At 58.2% G+C, this 16,830-nt stretch carries 13 protein-coding genes and 1 tRNA gene; 9 read left to right on the forward strand and 5 right to left on the reverse strand.

The window, feature by feature from the left end; translation table 11 throughout:
* Positions 1 to 93: 93 nt before the first annotated feature.
* Complete coding sequence (locus FY206_RS20640; protein ID WP_077064415.1) at positions 94 to 2,229, reverse strand: ornithine decarboxylase; 2,136 nt, start codon at positions 2,227 to 2,229, stop codon at positions 94 to 96.
* 182 nt (positions 2,230 to 2,411) lie between these two features.
* Here FY206_RS20640 and FY206_RS20645 point away from each other — a divergent pair, with 182 nt between their 5' ends.
* Positions 2,412 to 3,125, forward strand: coding sequence for a DUF554 domain-containing protein (locus FY206_RS20645; protein WP_032643372.1), 714 nt, complete (start codon positions 2,412 to 2,414; stop codon positions 3,123 to 3,125).
* Between the two features lie 95 nt (positions 3,126 to 3,220).
* A tRNA-Phe gene (locus FY206_RS20650) sits at positions 3,221 to 3,296 on the forward strand.
* Positions 3,297 to 3,350: 54 nt separating this feature from the next.
* Here FY206_RS20650 and FY206_RS20655 read toward each other — a convergent pair.
* Positions 3,351 to 3,878 (reverse strand): helix-turn-helix domain-containing protein, encoded by a 528-nt coding sequence (locus tag FY206_RS20655; RefSeq protein ID WP_045890376.1) that lies wholly within the window; start codon positions 3,876 to 3,878, stop codon positions 3,351 to 3,353.
* 672 nt (positions 3,879 to 4,550) lie between these two features.
* On the opposite strand from FY206_RS20655, the gene pgaA reads away from it, so the two are divergent.
* From pgaA to pgaD, 4 genes are read left to right on the forward strand one after another with little or no spacing between them, the layout of a single operon-like run.
* Positions 4,551 to 6,989 carry a poly-beta-1,6 N-acetyl-D-glucosamine export porin PgaA gene (gene pgaA / locus FY206_RS20660; RefSeq protein WP_032643377.1) on the forward strand — a complete coding sequence of 813 codons (2,439 nt, stop codon included), beginning with the start codon at positions 4,551 to 4,553 and terminating at the stop codon, positions 6,987 to 6,989.
* Positions 6,990 to 6,997: 8 nt separating this feature from the next.
* Positions 6,998 to 8,935 (forward strand): poly-beta-1,6-N-acetyl-D-glucosamine N-deacetylase PgaB, encoded by a 1,938-nt coding sequence (gene pgaB / locus FY206_RS20665; protein WP_032643379.1) that lies wholly within the window; start codon positions 6,998 to 7,000, stop codon positions 8,933 to 8,935.
* Positions 8,928 to 10,259, forward strand: a complete 1,332-nt coding sequence (pgaC, locus tag FY206_RS20670; RefSeq protein WP_032643381.1) for a poly-beta-1,6-N-acetyl-D-glucosamine synthase — start codon at positions 8,928 to 8,930, stop codon at positions 10,257 to 10,259. The genes pgaB and pgaC overlap by 8 nt, the downstream gene beginning before the upstream one ends.
* The gene (gene pgaD / locus FY206_RS20675) at positions 10,256 to 10,690 is read left to right on the forward strand and encodes a poly-beta-1,6-N-acetyl-D-glucosamine biosynthesis protein PgaD (RefSeq protein WP_032643382.1); all 435 of its coding nucleotides are present in this window, start codon (positions 10,256 to 10,258) and stop codon (positions 10,688 to 10,690) included. Before pgaC ends, pgaD begins: the two co-directional genes overlap by 4 nt.
* A 437-nt stretch (positions 10,691 to 11,127) precedes the next feature.
* Here pgaD and gss read toward each other — a convergent pair whose 3' ends face one another.
* Complete coding sequence (gene gss, locus FY206_RS20680; protein WP_032643383.1) at positions 11,128 to 12,993, reverse strand: bifunctional glutathionylspermidine amidase/synthase; 1,866 nt, start codon at positions 12,991 to 12,993, stop codon at positions 11,128 to 11,130.
* Positions 12,994 to 13,176: 183 nt separating this feature from the next.
* Here gss and yghU point away from each other — a divergent pair, with 183 nt between their 5' ends.
* The 3 genes from yghU to FY206_RS20690 are packed head-to-tail and all read left to right on the forward strand — an operon-like array spanning position 13,177 to position 14,538.
* The gene (gene yghU, locus FY206_RS20685) at positions 13,177 to 14,046 is read left to right on the forward strand and encodes a glutathione-dependent disulfide-bond oxidoreductase (RefSeq protein ID WP_032643384.1); all 870 of its coding nucleotides are present in this window, start codon (positions 13,177 to 13,179) and stop codon (positions 14,044 to 14,046) included.
* The gene (locus FY206_RS25750) at positions 14,043 to 14,171 is read left to right on the forward strand and encodes a hypothetical protein (RefSeq protein WP_256932455.1); all 129 of its coding nucleotides are present in this window, start codon (positions 14,043 to 14,045) and stop codon (positions 14,169 to 14,171) included. The genes yghU and FY206_RS25750 overlap by 4 nt, the downstream gene beginning before the upstream one ends.
* Before the next feature lie 34 nt (positions 14,172 to 14,205).
* Positions 14,206 to 14,538, forward strand: a complete 333-nt coding sequence (locus FY206_RS20690; protein ID WP_008499797.1) for a glycine zipper domain-containing protein — start codon at positions 14,206 to 14,208, stop codon at positions 14,536 to 14,538.
* A gap of 58 nt (positions 14,539 to 14,596) precedes the next feature.
* On the opposite strand, the gene FY206_RS20695 is transcribed toward FY206_RS20690, so the two are convergent.
* Positions 14,597 to 14,872 (reverse strand): hypothetical protein, encoded by a 276-nt coding sequence (locus FY206_RS20695; protein ID WP_032643385.1) that lies wholly within the window; start codon positions 14,870 to 14,872, stop codon positions 14,597 to 14,599.
* A 232-nt stretch (positions 14,873 to 15,104) separates the two neighbouring features.
* A complete protein-coding gene (locus FY206_RS20700) occupies positions 15,105 to 16,652 on the reverse strand; it encodes a methyl-accepting chemotaxis protein (protein WP_032643386.1) in 1,548 nt (515 codons plus the stop codon).
* Positions 16,653 to 16,830: the final 178 nt, after the last annotated feature.

The raw sequence follows: 16,830 nt of genomic DNA on the forward strand, positions 1-16,830 counted from the left end.
TCACCCCGGCCCTCTCCCCAAAGGGGCGAGGGTGAAAAGACGGCTCCGTGCAATCCCCTCTCCCCTTTGGGGAGAGGGTTAGGGTGAGGGGGGCTACTTTAATACATACCCATACAGCCGCTTGATCCCGTCGGCATCCTTCTCGCTGTAAACGCCCTGCAGCTCCGGCGAGAAGCCCGGCAGCAGGTTGATGCCCTCTTCCAGCGCCAGGAAGTAACGCTGTACCGCCCCGCCCCAGACTTCACCCGGCACCACGCACAGCACGCCCGGCGGATAGGGCAGCGCCCCTTCGGCAGCAATGCGCCCTTCGGCGTCCCGGATGCGCACCAGCTCCACGTCTCCGCGAATATAGGCCCGGTTTGCATCCTGCGGGTTCAACACCACCTCAGGCAGGCTCTCCTTGCGGAACATCGCCTTCTGCAGATCCTTCACGTCGAAGCTGACGTAGAGATCGTGCATCTCCTGGCACAGCTGGCGGAGGGTGTAATCCCGGTAGCGCACCGGGTATTTCTGGAAGATCGTCGGCAGCACGTCCGCGAGCGGCGTATCGTCTTCAATATGCTGTTCAAACTGGCCCAGCATCGCCACCAGCTGCGCCAGCTTCTCGCGGCTTTCGGCAGGCGTCAGCAGGAACAGGATCGAGTTAAGATCGCACTTCTCCGGCACGATGCCGTTTTCACGCAGGTAGTGCGCCAGAATCGTCGCCGGGATCCCGAAATCGGTGTATTCCCCCGTTTCGGCATCAATGCCCGGCGTGGTCAGCAGCAGCTTGCACGGGTCGACAAAGTACTGCTCGCTGGCATAGCCCTCAAACCCGTGCCATTTGGCCCCCGGCTCGAAGCTGAAAAAGCGCAGCTCGCTGGCGATGGCGTGCGTGGGATGATCCTGCCACGGCCGCCCTGCCACAACCGGCGGGATAAACGGTTTGATCATATGACAGTTGGCAATAATTGCCTTACGCGCTTCAATCCCCAGCTCAACGCACTCCGCCCAGAGCCTGCGGCCGCTTTCGCCTTCGTGGATCTTGGCATTCACGTCCAGCGCGGCGAACAGCGGATAAAACGGGCTGGTGGAGGCGTGCAGCATAAACGCGTTGTTCAGCCGCTTGTGCGGGCAGAAACGCGCCTGACCGCGAATGTGGTTATCCTTCTTATGGATCTGCGAGGTTTGCGAGAACCCGGCCTGCTGTTTGTGCACCGACTGGGTCACAAAAATGCCCGGATCGTTCTCGTTCAGCTCCAGCAACAGCGGGGACGTTGCCGCCATCATCGGAATAAACTGCTCGTAGCCCACCCACGCGGAGTCAAAGAGAATGTAGTCGCAGAGATGGCCGATCTTGTCGATCACCTGACGGGCGTTGTAGATCGTGCCGTCATAGGTGCCAAGCTGGATGATCGCCAGGCGGAACGGACGCGCCTCGTCGGCCTTCTCCGGCGCCGCCTCGCGGATGAGATTGCGCAGATACGCGTCGTCAAAGCAGTGGTCGTCAATCCCGCCAATAAAGCCAAACGGGTTACGCGCGGCCTCAAGATACACCGGCGTCGCACCCGCCTGGATCAGCGCCCCGTGGTGGTTAGATTTATGGTTGTTGCGGTCGAACAGCACCAGATCGCCACGCGTCAGGAGCGCGTTGGTCACCACCTTGTTGGCCGCCGACGTGCCGTTCAGCACGAAGTAGGTTTTGTCCGCGTTGAACACCTTCGCCGCGAACTTTTGCGCATGCTTGGCGGCCCCTTCGTGGATCAGCAAATCCCCCAACTTCACGTCGGCATTGCACATGTCGGCGCGAAACACGTTCTCACCGAAGAAATCAAAGAACTGTCGTCCCGCCGGGTGTTTTTTGAAAAACGCCCCGTGCTGGTGGCCCGGACAGGCGAAGGTGCTGTTACCCATCTCCACGTACTGACTCAGGGTGTCGAAAAACGGCGGCAGCAGGTTCTCTTCGTAACGGCTGGCAGCGGTCTCCAGTTCCAGGAACTCCTGAGCTTTGCCCGAGATGACCCCGGTAGCGCCGTCAGGCACGTCCGTTGGCTCCTGAGAGAAAATAAACACCGGTAAGTGGAAGCCCGTGCGTTTCAGCAATGCAAGGATGCCGCTGCGGCTTTCAGCCGTTGTGATGACGACGGCCGCCACATCGGTAAAATCCGTGCTTTCCAGCGTCACCTTTTCGCGGTGCGTAGACACGGTTGAGAGCAGCTCGCGGCTGACGGCGATTTTCATGGTTTTCATAAGCGCAATTACCCTCACCGGGCGGTGAGACAGGGAGGAGAAAATTCGCGCAATAATGTCACCTTTTATTTTGAGGTGCAAGAAGGAATCAGTATGCACTGATATCACCCAAAGCTAAGGCCCGCGCGGCGCTGACGTGCCATAATAATGCAATATCAATGATTAAATAACAGGAGTTAAGCGTGGTTATCGGGCCATTTATCAACGCAGGAGCCGTACTGCTGGGCGGCGTACTCGGCGCCGTGCTGAGCCAGCGGCTGCCGGAGCGTATTCGCACCTCCATGCCCTCAATATTCGGCCTGGCATCGTTAGGGATCGGCATTCTTTTAGTGATCAAATGCGCCAATCTGCCCGTGATGGTGCTGGCCACCCTGCTCGGCGCGCTGATTGGCGAATTTTGCTATCTGGAAAAAGGCATTAACGGCGCGGTGAGCAAAGCCAAAAACCTGATAACCCGACCGGGCAAGGCGAAGCACGGCACGCACGAGACGTTTATTCAGAACTATGTCGCCATCATTATTCTGTTTTGCGCCAGCGGCACCGGGATTTTCGGCTCAATGCAGGAAGGGATGACGGGCGACCCGAGCATTTTGATTGCAAAAGCGTTTCTGGATTTCTTCACCGCCACCATTTTCGCCACAACCCTCGGTATCGCCGTGGCGGCGATCTGCGTCCCGATGCTGCTTATTCAGCTGGCGCTCGCCACCTGCGCCACGCTGATTCTCCCGCTTACCACGCCGGCGATGATGGCGGACTTTACCGCCGTCGGCGGCCTGCTGCTGCTGGCGACGGGGCTGCGTATCTGTGGGATCAAGATGTTTGCCGTGGTAAACATGCTGCCCGCGCTGCTGCTCGCCATGCCGCTCTCCGCGCTCTGGACGCACTTTTTCGCTTAAGGATGCGGCGAAATGGTGAGAGATTGCGCAGTCTGTAACGAAAACAACATTTTTCGTTGACGCCACCGGGCAGATCGGGTTTAATGCGCCCCGTTGCCCGGATAGCTCAGTCGGTAGAGCAGGGGATTGAAAATCCCCGTGTCCTTGGTTCGATTCCGAGTCCGGGCACCACTATTTAAAGAACCCGCCCTCGTGGCGGGTTTTTGCTTTTGGTCTCTCCCCAACCTAGGGATCGTTCCCAACCGCGTCCAGCAGTTTGTTTTTGAAGATAAACAAACACGCCTCGTTAAAGTTCTCCGCCCCCAGGCGTTCCGAGAGCGCCGTTCGTTTGCGGTAGAGGCTTTTCACCGACGTATTCAGCTCACCTGCGATCTCCTCCATCGACATCCCTGCCCTCAGCAACCGCAGCATGATCGCTTCGTGCGTGCTCAGCCGTAAATTCAGCAGCCACTTCGTGGTCAGGCGACGGCCCTTCATATTGAGCACCAGGTTGAACAGCGAGGCCATGTCCGGCGCCGTAAGCGACGTGTTCATGAATAACTTCATACTGAGCAGATTCTCCTCGCGGTGTCGCATATCAAGCATAACGCAGCAGATTGTTTTTTTCGTTCTGGCCGGATGGCGTATCAGGTAATCATATAAACGGAGCGGAGAACGGCTATCAATCAATACAGAATATTCATCTGCACCGCTATCAAATATGTTTCTGTCAATCGAATCGAGCAGAATAATATCCGGAAAAAATATCCGCATGCCCCTGACAAGGTAGCGATCCTGCGTCACTAACACTATTGAAGTTGCCACTAACCATCCCTTTTAGATTAAAGCAAGAACGATCCCGTGCAAAGCAGACCGCCTTCGTTTTATAGCGCTGTAATATTAACGATAAATGTATTCTGGCTTTGGACATCCCTCAATACAGGCATTGATGGGTAAGACTTCCTGTAGACCATCATTCAATGCCCGGCATTAATTATAAATAAAAAACAATTCCAGAAAAGACACCTCCCTAAACATTAAGAATTTTTGTCATGAAACTTCCCAAACATGCACCAGAAAGTACTTTAATTGAGACAAATAAACGTCATTAGAAATATATACAATCTTGTCACAACAAAAATAAAAACAATTAAAATCAACCAATTACAATTAAAGCATCAATTAAAAATAATCACTAAACGTCGCTCAACACAGAATTATCTCAAAACGATATAGCCGCTTTTCAGCATATTTATCCGGCAACATATCAGGTGTACATTACCTCCCATCCGGTCCACTAAGATGAGGCTCCATAATTACCTTTAAGTAAGTACCCCGTAACAGCACCGTGTTCAGATTTAATGTTCTCATTTATGGCCTTTTACGCTGAGCTTAAAGGCGGCCGTGTTATGCAATGGATTAATGATAAACAAATGGCAAATAGATATGGAAAGATCGCTTCGCGTCAGTACGTTATTCTTTTATCGCACCCCAACATTATTGTTTCTGTTATTCCTCTTTCCTGTTCTGGTTCAGGCGACGGAATCCGTTTATGAACAACAGATTCAACAGGCGCGTAACGGTAATTACACCTCGTTTCTTGATTATCTCCAGCGTTATCAGCAGCAGCATGCCCTGACGCCTGAAAACGTTGCGGACTGGTTACAGGTAGCAGCCTGGGCGGGTCATGATGACGAGGTTATTCAGGTCTGGCAGCTCTACAGCATCTACATGCCGCTGCCCGCCCGCGGCGTTGCGGCCGTCGCGCAGGCCAGAAGAAACCAAAAGGCGTGGCAGCCCGCGCTGGCGCTCTGGAAAGAGGCGCGTAGCCTTGCGCGGGATAACGACGATTATCGTATCGGCTATATCAAAACCCTGGCCGATGCCCGCATGGATGCACTCGCGCTGCAGGAAGCCCGGCAGTTGGTCACCGAAAACCCCACTCTGGCGCATCTTCAGACGCTGGCGTACGTCTGGTCACGCCAGGGCAAAGGCTGGGATCGGCTTTTAGCCGACGCGCGCGCGCTCAATCTCGCGCCAGAAAATCACGCGCTTCTCCGCGAGCAGATCGACGCGCTAACGGATAACCGGGTGAATACCCCTGCGCTCCTGCTTTCACAAAAGGTGGCGCTATCCCCGGCGGAGCGTCGTCGCCTTGAGCTGAATGCCGCAGCCGAAAGCGTTCGCCTTGCGGATGTGCCTGGCAGAACGGAAAAGGAGCGTCTGCAGCTTGCGCAATCTGCGCTGAATCGTTACGACGCGCTGCTTTCTCGCTGGCAAAGCGAGCCGCAGGCGGCGCAGGACATTATCCTTGCGCGTATCGACAGGCTCGGCGCGCTGTATGCCCATGCTGATTACCCACAGGTGATTAGCGAATATCAGGATCTGACGGCAGCCCGTATCCCGGTGCCGGACTGGGCAATCGGCTGGGTTATCTCCGCGTATCTGCAGGAGAAAAATGCCGATGCCGCCTTCTCGCTTCTGCAACGCTATCCGCAATACGCGTCCGATCCGCAGGACGAGGAGCACGCGCTTTTCTACGCCTGGCTGGATACCGGAGAGTACGAATCCGCCCGCCGGTACGTAGCGCGCCAGACCCGCAACGTCCCCTGGACCCGGTACGATTTCGGCTCCCCTACCCCGCAGCCGAACGATCGGTGGCTTACCGGGCAGTCTCTGCGCTTTAACTATCTGCTGGCGACCAACGCCCTGCCGGAAGCCGAAAAGCTGGCGCACCGTCTGGCGGCAACGGCGCCGGGCAACCAGGGATTGCAGATTGACTACGCCACCCTGCTTCAGGCGCGGGGCCTGCCGCGCGCGGCCGAGCAAAGGCTGAAAAAGGCGGAAGTGCTGGAGCCCTCGAATCTGGAACTTGAGCAGCAGCAGGCTTACGTCGCCATGGATCTGCAGGAGTGGCGGCAGATGGATTTACTGGCCGACGACGTGCTTGCCCGCGCGCCCGCCGATCGCAGCGCCAGGCGTCTGGACAGGCTTCGCGCCGTCCACCACATGTCCGAACTGCGCCTCAACGCGAGCAAGGGTTTGCACTCCGATAACCCCGTCAGCGGGACGCACGATCTCAACTGGGACGCCACGATCTATGGCCCGCCGGTTGCGGACAACTGGCGGCTGTTTGCCGGCACCCGCTATGCAGAGGGCCTTTTCGATGAAGGCAGAGGCACCAGCCGCCACCTGCTGGGCGGCGTGGAATGGCGGCCACGCGACCTCCAGCTCGAAGCCGAGCTCTCCAGCAACCGCTATCACGGCGCGAACAAGCCGGGGGCCCGCCTCACAACAGCGTACGCTTTGACGGATAGCTGGCAGGTCAGCGGCAGCCTTGAGCGCTTATCGCGCACCACGCCCCTGCGGGCGTTACGCAACGGGATTAGCGCCAACCGGGGCGAAGCCGGCGTGCGCTGGTATCAAAACGAGCGCCGAGAGTATCAGTTCAATGCCGCCCTCAGCCGCTTCTCAGACCACAACCGCCGCCAGGAATACACCCTCACGGGTAAGGAGCGCCTCTGGCAGACCCCGTCCCTGACGCTGGATCTCGAACCGGGGATCGCCGCCAGCAAAAACAGCCTGCGCGACACGCTCTACTACAACCCGGCGCGGGATCTTTCCGTGACGGCGGCCCTGACCGTTGACCATGAGATGGTCCGCCATTACGACACCCTCTGGAGCCAACAGTTCGTGGCGGGAGGCGGCAGCTACTGGCAAAAAAATCAGTCCGCTGGCGCCATCGCCCTGCTGGGCTACGGGCAACGCGTTCAGTGGAACAACGTCATGGATACCGGCGTGATGCTGAACTGGGACAAGCGCCCTTACGACGGCAAACGCGAGAGCAACCTCTCCGTCACGTTTGATGCGACTTTACGCTTTTAAGGATGACTATGCTGAACACACGTTTTTCCGCGAGCCTGATGCTCATCGGCTGGCTCTGCCTCAGCGCGAGCGTCTGCGCGCAGGCATTTTCGTTTATTGCGCCCAAAGCGCGGCCACAGCTGGAGGCGAGCAAGCCCTGGCCGCAGAACCAGTTTCTGGTGCTGGCCTACCACGACGTAGAAGATGATGCAGCCGATCAGCGCTACCTCTCGGTTCGCACCAGCGCGTTAAACGAGCAGATAAGCTGGCTGCTGCACAACGGCTATCACGCCATCAGCGTGCAGGACATTCTGGATGCCCATGACGGGAAAAAAACGCTGCCGCCCAAAGCCGTTCTGCTAAGCTTTGACGACGGCTACAGCAGCTTTTACACCCGCGTCTGGCCGCTGCTGCAGGCGTGGAACGTCCCTGCCCTTTGGGCGCCGGTGGGCAGTTGGGTGGACACGCCGGCGGATCAAAAGGTCAATTTTGGCGGCCTGATGACGCCCCGCGATCGCTTCGCGACGTGGGACATGGTGCGCGAGCTCGGCCAGTCTCCGCTGATTGAGATCGGATCGCATACCTGGGCCTCGCATTACGGCATTCCGGCTAACCCGCAGGGCAGCCGGGAACCGGCGATCGCCAACCGCTTTTATGACAATGCCACGGGCCGCTATGAAACGGACCCGCAGTTCAGCCAGCGGATCGGCGATGACGTTCGCAAGGTGACTGAAAAGATCGCGCAGGTGACGGGCAAAGCGCCGCGCGCCTGGGTCTGGCCTTACGGCGCCGCTAACGGTACGTCGCTCGCCATCGCCAGACGGCAGGGTTACCAGCTGGCCTTTACCCTTGAGGACGGGCTCGGAAACGTGCAGGATCTGGGCAACATCCCCCGCCTGCTGATCGCCGGTAATCCTTCGCTCAAAACCTTTGCCAGTACGGTCAGCCAGGTTCAGGAGCGCGATCCCGCGCGCGTCATGCACGTCGATCTCGACTACGTTTACGATCCCGATCCGGCCCAGCAAACCCAAAACATCAACAGGCTGATCCAGCGGGTCTACGACATGAAAATCAGCCACGTTTTCCTGCAGGCGTTTGCCGACCCGCAGGGCGACGGCAGGATCAAGGCGCTCTATTTTCCCAACCGCTGGCTGCCGGTTCGGGCCGATCTATTCAACTTCGTCTCCTGGCAGCTGCAAACCCGCGCGGGGGTGAAAGTCTTCGCGTGGATGCCGGTGCTCTCGTTCGATCTCGATCCTGCCCTGCCGCGCGTGCAGCGCAGGGATCCTCAAACCGGCCAGCTGCGGGAGGCCACCGAGCCCTATATCCGGCTCTCACCGTGGGACCCGCAGGTGCGCCAGCAGGTGACGGACATCTATCAAGATCTGGCCCGCTATGCCAGCTTCAACGGGATCTTGTTCCATGACGATGCGGTGCTGACGGACGTGGACGATACCGCTCAGAACACCACGCGCCAGAAAAGCCAGACGCTTATCGGGTTTACCCACGCCCTGAGCCTGGCGGTGAAGCATATCCGCGGCCCGCAGATAAAAACCGCCCGCAATATGTTCGCCTTACCCATTCTACAGCCGGAGAGCGAAGCGTGGTTTGCGCAAAATCTTGACGATTTTCTGGCGGAGTATGACTGGACGGTGCCGATGGCCATGCCGCTGATGGAGTCCGTCCCGGTAGACGAGAGCGACGCCTGGCTGACCCGTCTGGTTAACGCGGTTGCCGCCCGCCCCGGCGCGCTCGATAAAACCATTTTTGAACTGCAGGCGAAAGACTGGGATCGGCAACCGCAGCGCGCCGTTTCCGACGGCCAGCTTGCGCAGTGGATGCGCGTGCTCCAGCTGAACGGCGTCAAACACTACGGTTACTACCCCGACGATTTCATCAACAACCAGCCTGCTATCTCCCGCATCAGGCCTGAATTTTCTTCCTACTGGTACCCTGACAATGACTGATCGCATTATCGCATTCTCTATTTTATGTCTGGTATTCGGGTTGCCGTTAGGCGTGGCCGCCCTCTTTACCGGCGAGCTGATTCTGGATTTTGTCTTCTTCTGGCCGCTGTTTATGTCGGTGCTCTGGATAACCGGCGGCCTCTATTTCTGGTTTCAGCTTGAACGCCACTGGTCGTGGGATAAAGAAACTCCGCCGCCCGCGCTGCCCGGCGAGCCGCTCATCTCCATTCTTATCCCCTGCTTCAACGAGGGCAGGAATGCCCGGGAGACCATCAGCGCCGCGCTGGATCAGCGGTATGAAAATATCGAAGTTATCGCCATCAACGACGGGTCGTCTGACAACACGGCGGAGGTATTGCAGGCCCTGGCGCTGGAGCAGCCGCGCCTGCGGGTGATTAACCTCGCGGAGAACCAGGGGAAAGCGCTGGCGCTTAAAGCCGGGGCGGCGGCGGCCCGGGGCGATCTGCTGGTCTGCATTGACGGCGATGCCCTGCTCGATCGCGATACGGCAGCGTATCTGGTGGCACCGCTGATTCATTATCCCCACGTCGGCGCGGTTACCGGAAATCCGCGTATTCGTACCCGTTCCACGCTGATTGGCCGCATTCAGGTGGGCGAGTTCTCCTCCATCATTGGCCTCATCAAGCGAACGCAGCGGATCTATGGCCGAGTATTTACCGTCTCCGGCGTCATCGCCGCCTTTCGCCGACAGGCGCTGGCGGACGTTGGGTACTGGAGCCCGGACATGATCACCGAAGATATCGACATCAGCTGGAAGCTCCAGCTGCGCCACTGGGATATCTTTTTCGAGCCGCGGGCGCTGTGCTGGATCCTGATGCCGGAGACGCTGAAGGGCCTGTGGAAACAGCGCCTGCGCTGGGCCCAGGGCGGCGCGGAGGTGTTTCTTGTCAACCTTCGCAGGATTGTCCGCTGGGAGCATCACCGCATGTGGCCCCTGTTTATGGAGTACGCGCTGTCGACGCTGTGGGCGTTCGCTTACGCGATGACGGTGCTGCTGTTCCTCCTCAGCCACGTCGCGCCGGTTCCCGCCCGGCTGACCGTGGAGAGCCTGTTTCCACCGGAGTTTACCGGGCTGCTGCTGGGGGTGATGTGCCTGCTGCAGTTCCTGGTCAGCTTGTACATCGAGCGGCGCTATGAGCGGAAGGTGGCCAGCTCGCTGTTTTGGGTGATCTGGTTCCCGATGGTGTACTGGATGATCGGCCTGTTCACCACCCTCGTCGCGTTTCCAAAAGTCATGCTTAAACGCCAGCGCGCCCGCGCGCGCTGGATCAGTCCGGACCGGGGAAAAGGAAGCCTTCAATGAACGAAAATACCTTAATTTTGACCGAACATCGGCTATTGCCGCGTCTTTTCGATGCCGCGTTGACGCTGGCGGCGTGGGGTGGATTTCTGTTTTTCCTGTATGCCAGGCTCTGGATGCAGCTCACCGATGAGAGCGACCACCGATGGAGCGTGATTATTGCCTCCTTTAATACGGTGTTGCTCTACCTGCTGTTCGCCGCGCTCAACGGCTGGCTGCTGATTTTGTGGTATCAGTACAACCGCCGCCGCGCCCACGTGAGGCGGCGCCAGCCGGGCTATTTTCACCAGGAGGAGCTGGCCCGCAGCTTTAACGTCTCACCGCAGATCATCTCCGAGATGAGCCAGTACAACCTGCTGACGGTTTACCATGACCAGATTGGCCGCATCATCGATTTGAAGATCAGCGAGCAGCTGGAAGAGGAAGAACAGTAACGAAAAGCCCCCGCAGGATGCCCTGCGGGCTGAGGGATCCACAGTATTTTTTAAGCAGAAGCAATGACCTTGTTTCAGAACGACTAAAGGCTTTCAGCGATGCCCTGGTCCGGCTGTAAATCGCTGAGGCGTTTCCTGCAGGTCGGGGCGAGGCGCATGGATGCGCCGAGAGGGCGGGCTTTACAGGGACGTTACCTCCGCCCGTCCCCGATAAGCCGGAAGGAATAAGCCGAAGATACCGCGTAGCGGCGATTTACCGCCGGGAGCCCGGGTCGCCAGGGTGGTGGCGACTGAGCCACCCTGGCACGTCCACAGGCCATGTCGTTAAAGAGTAGCAAGGAACATAAAGTGAACGGAATGCCCATCAGAGCCGTATGTTCCCCCTCACCCCAGCCCTCTCCCTCAAGGGAGAGGGGGGCGTCGGTGCAGACATTATTTTATAGCGAGTCCTTCACCACGATCAGCGGCTCAATATCGCTCTCTTTCTTCACCACCAGCGAGTCATCGCCGCGCAGGCAGGTTCCCCCGTAGTTCCCGCCCACGGTAAAGGTGCAAACCTGTATGTACTTGCCGTCAACCTTCGGCAGGCACCACAGCTGCTGATAGATGTTTTTACGGTCGACAAACTTGCCGCTGGATTTATCCAGCAGCTCGTCCTGAGCGCTGATGAGATCGATATTGCTGCCGCAGCGTCCGGCTATCGGCTTGACGGCATAGCCGGTCTGCTTGAGCAGTTCGTTAACCTCAAAATCGGTGTCGAGAAGGTAACGGTGGTTCGGGAAGAGCTGCCACAGCACCGGCAGAATGGCTTTGTTGCCCGGTATCACCGTCCACAGCGGTTCGAAGACCAGCACCTCGGGGCGCAGCAGGACGTCAATGAGGCGGACTTCGCCTTTGGGATGTCCGGTCCGAATCGGCACGGCGGCATATTCGGTTTCGCTGACCTCGCGGATCTGCTCTATCGCCGTTTCCCACGCCCAGGTTTTCCACACGCAGTTGACGTGGCGACCTTCGTCGTCAACCAGCTGTCCGGCGGCATCCCAGCTGAGCGCCCCCAGCCCGTGGAGAATTTTGGTCTCGAACCCGGCCTGCATCAGCGAGCGCTGAATAAAGAGCGCGTGATAGTCCTCTTCGACATCGTTGTCCTGCATGATGTGGACGAACGGCCGCGCGTGGCTATGCTTCCACGCGCCGGTTAGCTCTTCCAGCAGGCCCTCCGCCGGGTTATGCCCGTTGCCGCGATAGCCGTTTTTCACCCACTCCTCAAGGATAAGCCCGCCCTCGGTATGGCATGACGCGGAGTCGGCGTTGTACTCGTAAACCTTGATGCCGCGCTCGTCCATGCAGAAATCCATACGACCGGTGATCATATGGTGGCGACGCCACTGCCACGAGAGGCGCAGGCGCGGCCAGAGGATTTTCGGGATATCGAAAAGCGCCAGCAGGCTGTCGTCTTTCAGCACCTTATCGGTGGCGTGCAGGTACATCAGATGCAGCTCGTTGGTGGCCTTGATCAGCTCCTGCTCGGCGCTTTCGGTGATGGTGAAGTACTGGCAGGGATCTTTATTGATCACGTGACCGTTCGCGCGGATATACGCCTGCTGCAGCGCGTCATTTTCGTTGAGCCATTTTCCGTCGAACTGACGCGTGTTTTTCAGCCGCGCGCCGCTGATTTTCAGCAGCTCGCCGTCGATTTCCGGCTGGGGAACGCTGTGTTCCGTGTCGTCGGTCTGGATCATCCAGCCGAGAATTTCCGTGTCGCTGAAGGTGTCATGGAGGGTGTAACACCCGTTCTCCACGCTCAGACGCAGCTCGCGGGTCCACTGCTGCCCGAGCGGCAGCGGGGAGTGAATCACGTTCTGCTCCGCAATGCGCACCCTATCGTCCAGAAGCTGGGCGATCACCGCCACGTGGCCGGTCTCATGGAACTCACCGCCCTTTTGCCAAACCAGCAGCGCCCCGGCGCGCGGCGCGCGTTTCGAACCGTTGGCAAACGCCTGAAGGGGCAGAATGTTATCGTTCACCACCTGGCGCAAAAAGCGCAGAGAGAAAATCTCCCACGCCATGCCGACGTCGGTAAACACGACGCCATAGTTGAGGAACAGGAAACGGCGGGCGAACTCCACGCACTGCCACTTGTGGCCCATGTATTCGTTGCCGATATAGCTGCGAAAATCCGCGTCTTCCGGGTACTTTCGCGGGTCCAGGCTGCCGTAATTAGAAGAGTAAATCGCCACGCCACCCGGCGCATAGCCTAACAACGTCCCGAATGGCGCGTCACTGCTTAACGTTCCTTTACGCATGTATCCAACCTAAAACAGGCAGGCGGCAATTTTCTTAGAGGTTGTCGTCGTCTGCACGTTGTAATTAACCTGACAGAGGGTGATTTATCATACACCTGCCCTGCACATTACGCTCGCATCGTTAAACGGTTCCCCTGCCAACTGCTACACTGCCTCAACACAACACCAAAGAGGCAGGCCAACATGTCAGACGAAAACACCTATCAGCCACCGAAAGTGTGGGAATGGAAAAAGAACGGCGGCGGCGCGTTCGCCAACATCAACCGCCCAATTTCCGGCGCAACGCATGAGAAAGATCTTCCTGTCGGTTCGCACCCGCTGCAGCTCTATTCGCTGGGCACACCGAACGGCCAGAAGGTGACGATCATGCTCGAAGAACTGCTGGCGCTGGGCGTGAAGGGCGCGGAGTACGACGCGTGGCTGATCCGCATCGGCGAGGGCGATCAGTTCTCCAGCGGGTTTGTTGAGGTGAACCCGAACTCGAAAATTCCGGCGCTTCGTGACCACTCCACGAACCCGCCAACGCGCGTATTTGAATCCGGTAATATCCTGCTTTACCTCGCAGAGAAATTCGGTCACTTCCTGCCGAAAGATCCGGCGGGACGCACCGAGACGCTGAACTGGCTGTTCTGGCTGCAGGGCGCGGCGCCGTTCCTCGGCGGCGGTTTTGGCCACTTCTACAACTATGCGCCGGTGAAAATTGAGTACGCGATTGACCGCTTCACTATGGAAGCCAAACGCCTGTTCGACGTGCTGGATAAACAGCTGGCGCGCGGTCGCTACGTGGCGGGTGAGGAGTACACCATCGCGGATATCGCCATCTGGCCGTGGTTCGGCTGCGTGGCGCTGGGCAGCGTCTATAACGCCGCCGAGTTCCTTGACGCAGAGAAGTACACAAACGTGCAGCGCTGGGCGAAGGACGTGGCGAACCGTCATGCCGTCAAGCGCGGACGCATCGTCAACCGCACCAGCGGCGAGCTGAACGAGCAGCTTCACGAGCGCCACGCCGCGAGCGACTTTGATACCAATACGGAAGACAAGCGTCAGGCATGACGACTGGCCGGGCGGTACGCCGCCCGGCAGAACAGATCCTTTCCCAGGGCATGATTAGCCTAAAGGTTGAGCCGGTTTGCTGGCACTATCTGGCCGTTTCTCTCCTTTCAGACGCAGAGAAATGACGTATCAACCAACAGCAGTCACAAAGGATCTGTTATGAAACTCATTAAAACAACGCTGGTTATCAGCGCCCTCATTTTTTCCACCTCGGGAATGGCCATCGACAAAACCGCTGCAGGCGCGGTCGCAGGCGCCGCTATTGGCGCGGCCACGGGCAAAGATCTGAAATCCACCGTGGGCGGTGCCGTTGTGGGCGCAGGCACCGGTGCCATGTTCAAAAACGGCGATAAAGGTAAAGCCGCGCGTAAGGGCGGCGCGGTAGGGGCTGCCGTGGGCGCGGGTGCCGCGGCGGTGACCGGCAAGAGCGTGCTGAAAGGTGCAGCCGTTGGCGCGGGAACGGGCGCGCTGATTGGTGAAGCGACGCACTGATAGACTTTGCCGGGCGTCTGTGTGCTCGCCCGGCTTTTTGAAACCCTTCACCATCTTATCAATGGTGATGATCGTCATACTGATGCTCAATCACCATCCCTTCCGCCACGCTCGCCACATGGCGTGCACGCGGGTGATAAACCGGAGCAGGTGCCGCATAAACGGTTTGGGCGGGTGCAGGGGCGACGGTTACCGCCTGCGGAACCGTGGCTGACTGCGGAACAAGCACGACCTTATATCCCGAAGGGACATCGACCGTAACGCTCTGAGCCATCGCGGTATTGACCACTGCAAAACCTGCCAGGGCAGCAAATAAAATAATACGGTTTTTCATAAATTGAATTATTTCCGGTAACAAGAAGATAATTCATTATGTCGGCTGAATCTTAAGACAATATTAATTTTCGTGTTCTGGAATGTGCAGAAAATGCCAAATATATTGGCATAAGAGAATAATTTAATACTTTAAATATATTGACCCGCGCTATTAAAAAATAGACGGCGCGCGCTGAACACAAAATTCGTGAATAAAGCAAGGCCGCACAGGGCGGCCTTGCAACGTTGCGTTATGCCGTCAGGCGGAACTTCTGCACCGAGCGCTGAAGCTCTTCGGTCTGACGCTCCAGCGCCGCCGCCGCCGCGGAAACCTCTTCAACCAGCGAGGCGTTCTGCTGGGTGACGCCGTCCATCTGCGTAATGGCAATCCCGACCTGCGAAATGCCCTTGCTTTGCTCCTCAGAAGCAGAGGCGATTTGCTTCATAATGGTCGTCACTTCCGTCACGTCGCGCAAAATCGCATCCATGGTGGTGCCGGTGTCGCTCACCAGCTGCGCACCCTGCTCTACGCGGGACACGGAGTCGGTAATCAGCCCCTCAATCTCTTTCGCCGCGTTGGCGCTGCGGCTTGCCAGGTTGCGAACTTCCCCTGCCACCACGGCGAAACCGCGCCCCTGTTCGCCCGCGCGCGCCGCCTCAACCGCCGCGTTGAGGGCCAGAATATTGGTCTGGAAGGCAATGCTGTTGATCACGTTGGTGATTTCAGCAATTTTCTTCGAGCTTTGCGAAATACCGCTCATGGTGGTCACCACCTCTTCCACCAGCGAGCCGCCGCGGCTGGCGGTGGTTGAGGCCACATCGGCCAGCTGGCTGGCCTGGCGCGCGCTCTCCGCGTTCAGCTTCACCGTTGCGGTCAGCTGTTCCATGCTGGCTGCCGTCTCTTCCAGCGCAGCCGCCTGCTCTTCGGTACGGGATGAGAGATCGTTGTTACCGCTGGAAATTTCCGTCGCCCCGCGCCAGATATTTTCGCTACCGGAGCGGATCGTGCTGACCGCTTCGCGCAGGCTGTCCTGCATGGCGCTCAGCAGCGGCACCAGCTGCCCCACGCAGTTGCGGCCAAACGGCTCGATGGGCTGGCTGAGATCGCCCTGGGCAATCTGGCGGAACTGGTGGCGAATGCGGTCCAGCGGTTTGACCAGCATCGCGACCAGGTAACGGTCGGTGAAGAGCAGGATCAGCAGGCCGACGATCGTGGCGACGATAATCACCGTGCGGGTCATGCTGGTCAGGCCGTCCACCACCACGCGGGTGCTGTCGAGCGACTTCGCGGCAGCATTGTTGAACGCTTCAGCCGCCGCACCGAACGCGCGGCTCAGGGGTGGAGTGACGTTATTGGCCTGCTGACGATAGCCGTCCAGCGCTCCCTCTTTCGCCTGCTGCATTTGCGGCGTCACGCCCTGTTCGAGCAGCGCCTGCCAGGAGCCGATTACCCGGGAAGCGATCTCCTCATCCATCGGGCCTGGGGAGATCGCTTTCATCTCGGCGAGCTTCTTGCCCATGTTATCCAGCGCCTGCTGGGCAGAGGAGAGATCCGGCGTGCCGCCTGCGGCTTTGACTTCCATTGCGCGGCTCAGGCGGGTCACAAAGCGGAAATACTGGTCGTTGCCCTGGCTGAGCACCGTCATCTGTTTGACCAGCTGGCGGTCCACTTCATTGCCATCTGAAACGCGAGACAGGGACCAGGAGCTGTACAGCCCAACGCCCGCCCACATTAAACAAAAGATCCCGAGAATCGCCAGCATGACGAAACGGATCGTGAAATTACGAAGCATATTCATAAGTCTTCCTTGCCGTGAGGGTGAGTTCGCCCAGAGGCGAGTGCTTCTCTCGTTATCGGCAGGAAAGAGGGAAATTATAACGTTTTGTGATCATTTTTAATTAGCAGGGCTTCACTGGTCACACAGCGACTCTTAACCCTATCCCCACGCTTCATGATGTCATTTGTGATGTGGTAAG

This window comes from Enterobacter chengduensis, from assembly GCF_001984825.2.
Taxonomy (GTDB): Bacteria; Pseudomonadota; Gammaproteobacteria; order Enterobacterales; family Enterobacteriaceae; genus Enterobacter; species Enterobacter chengduensis.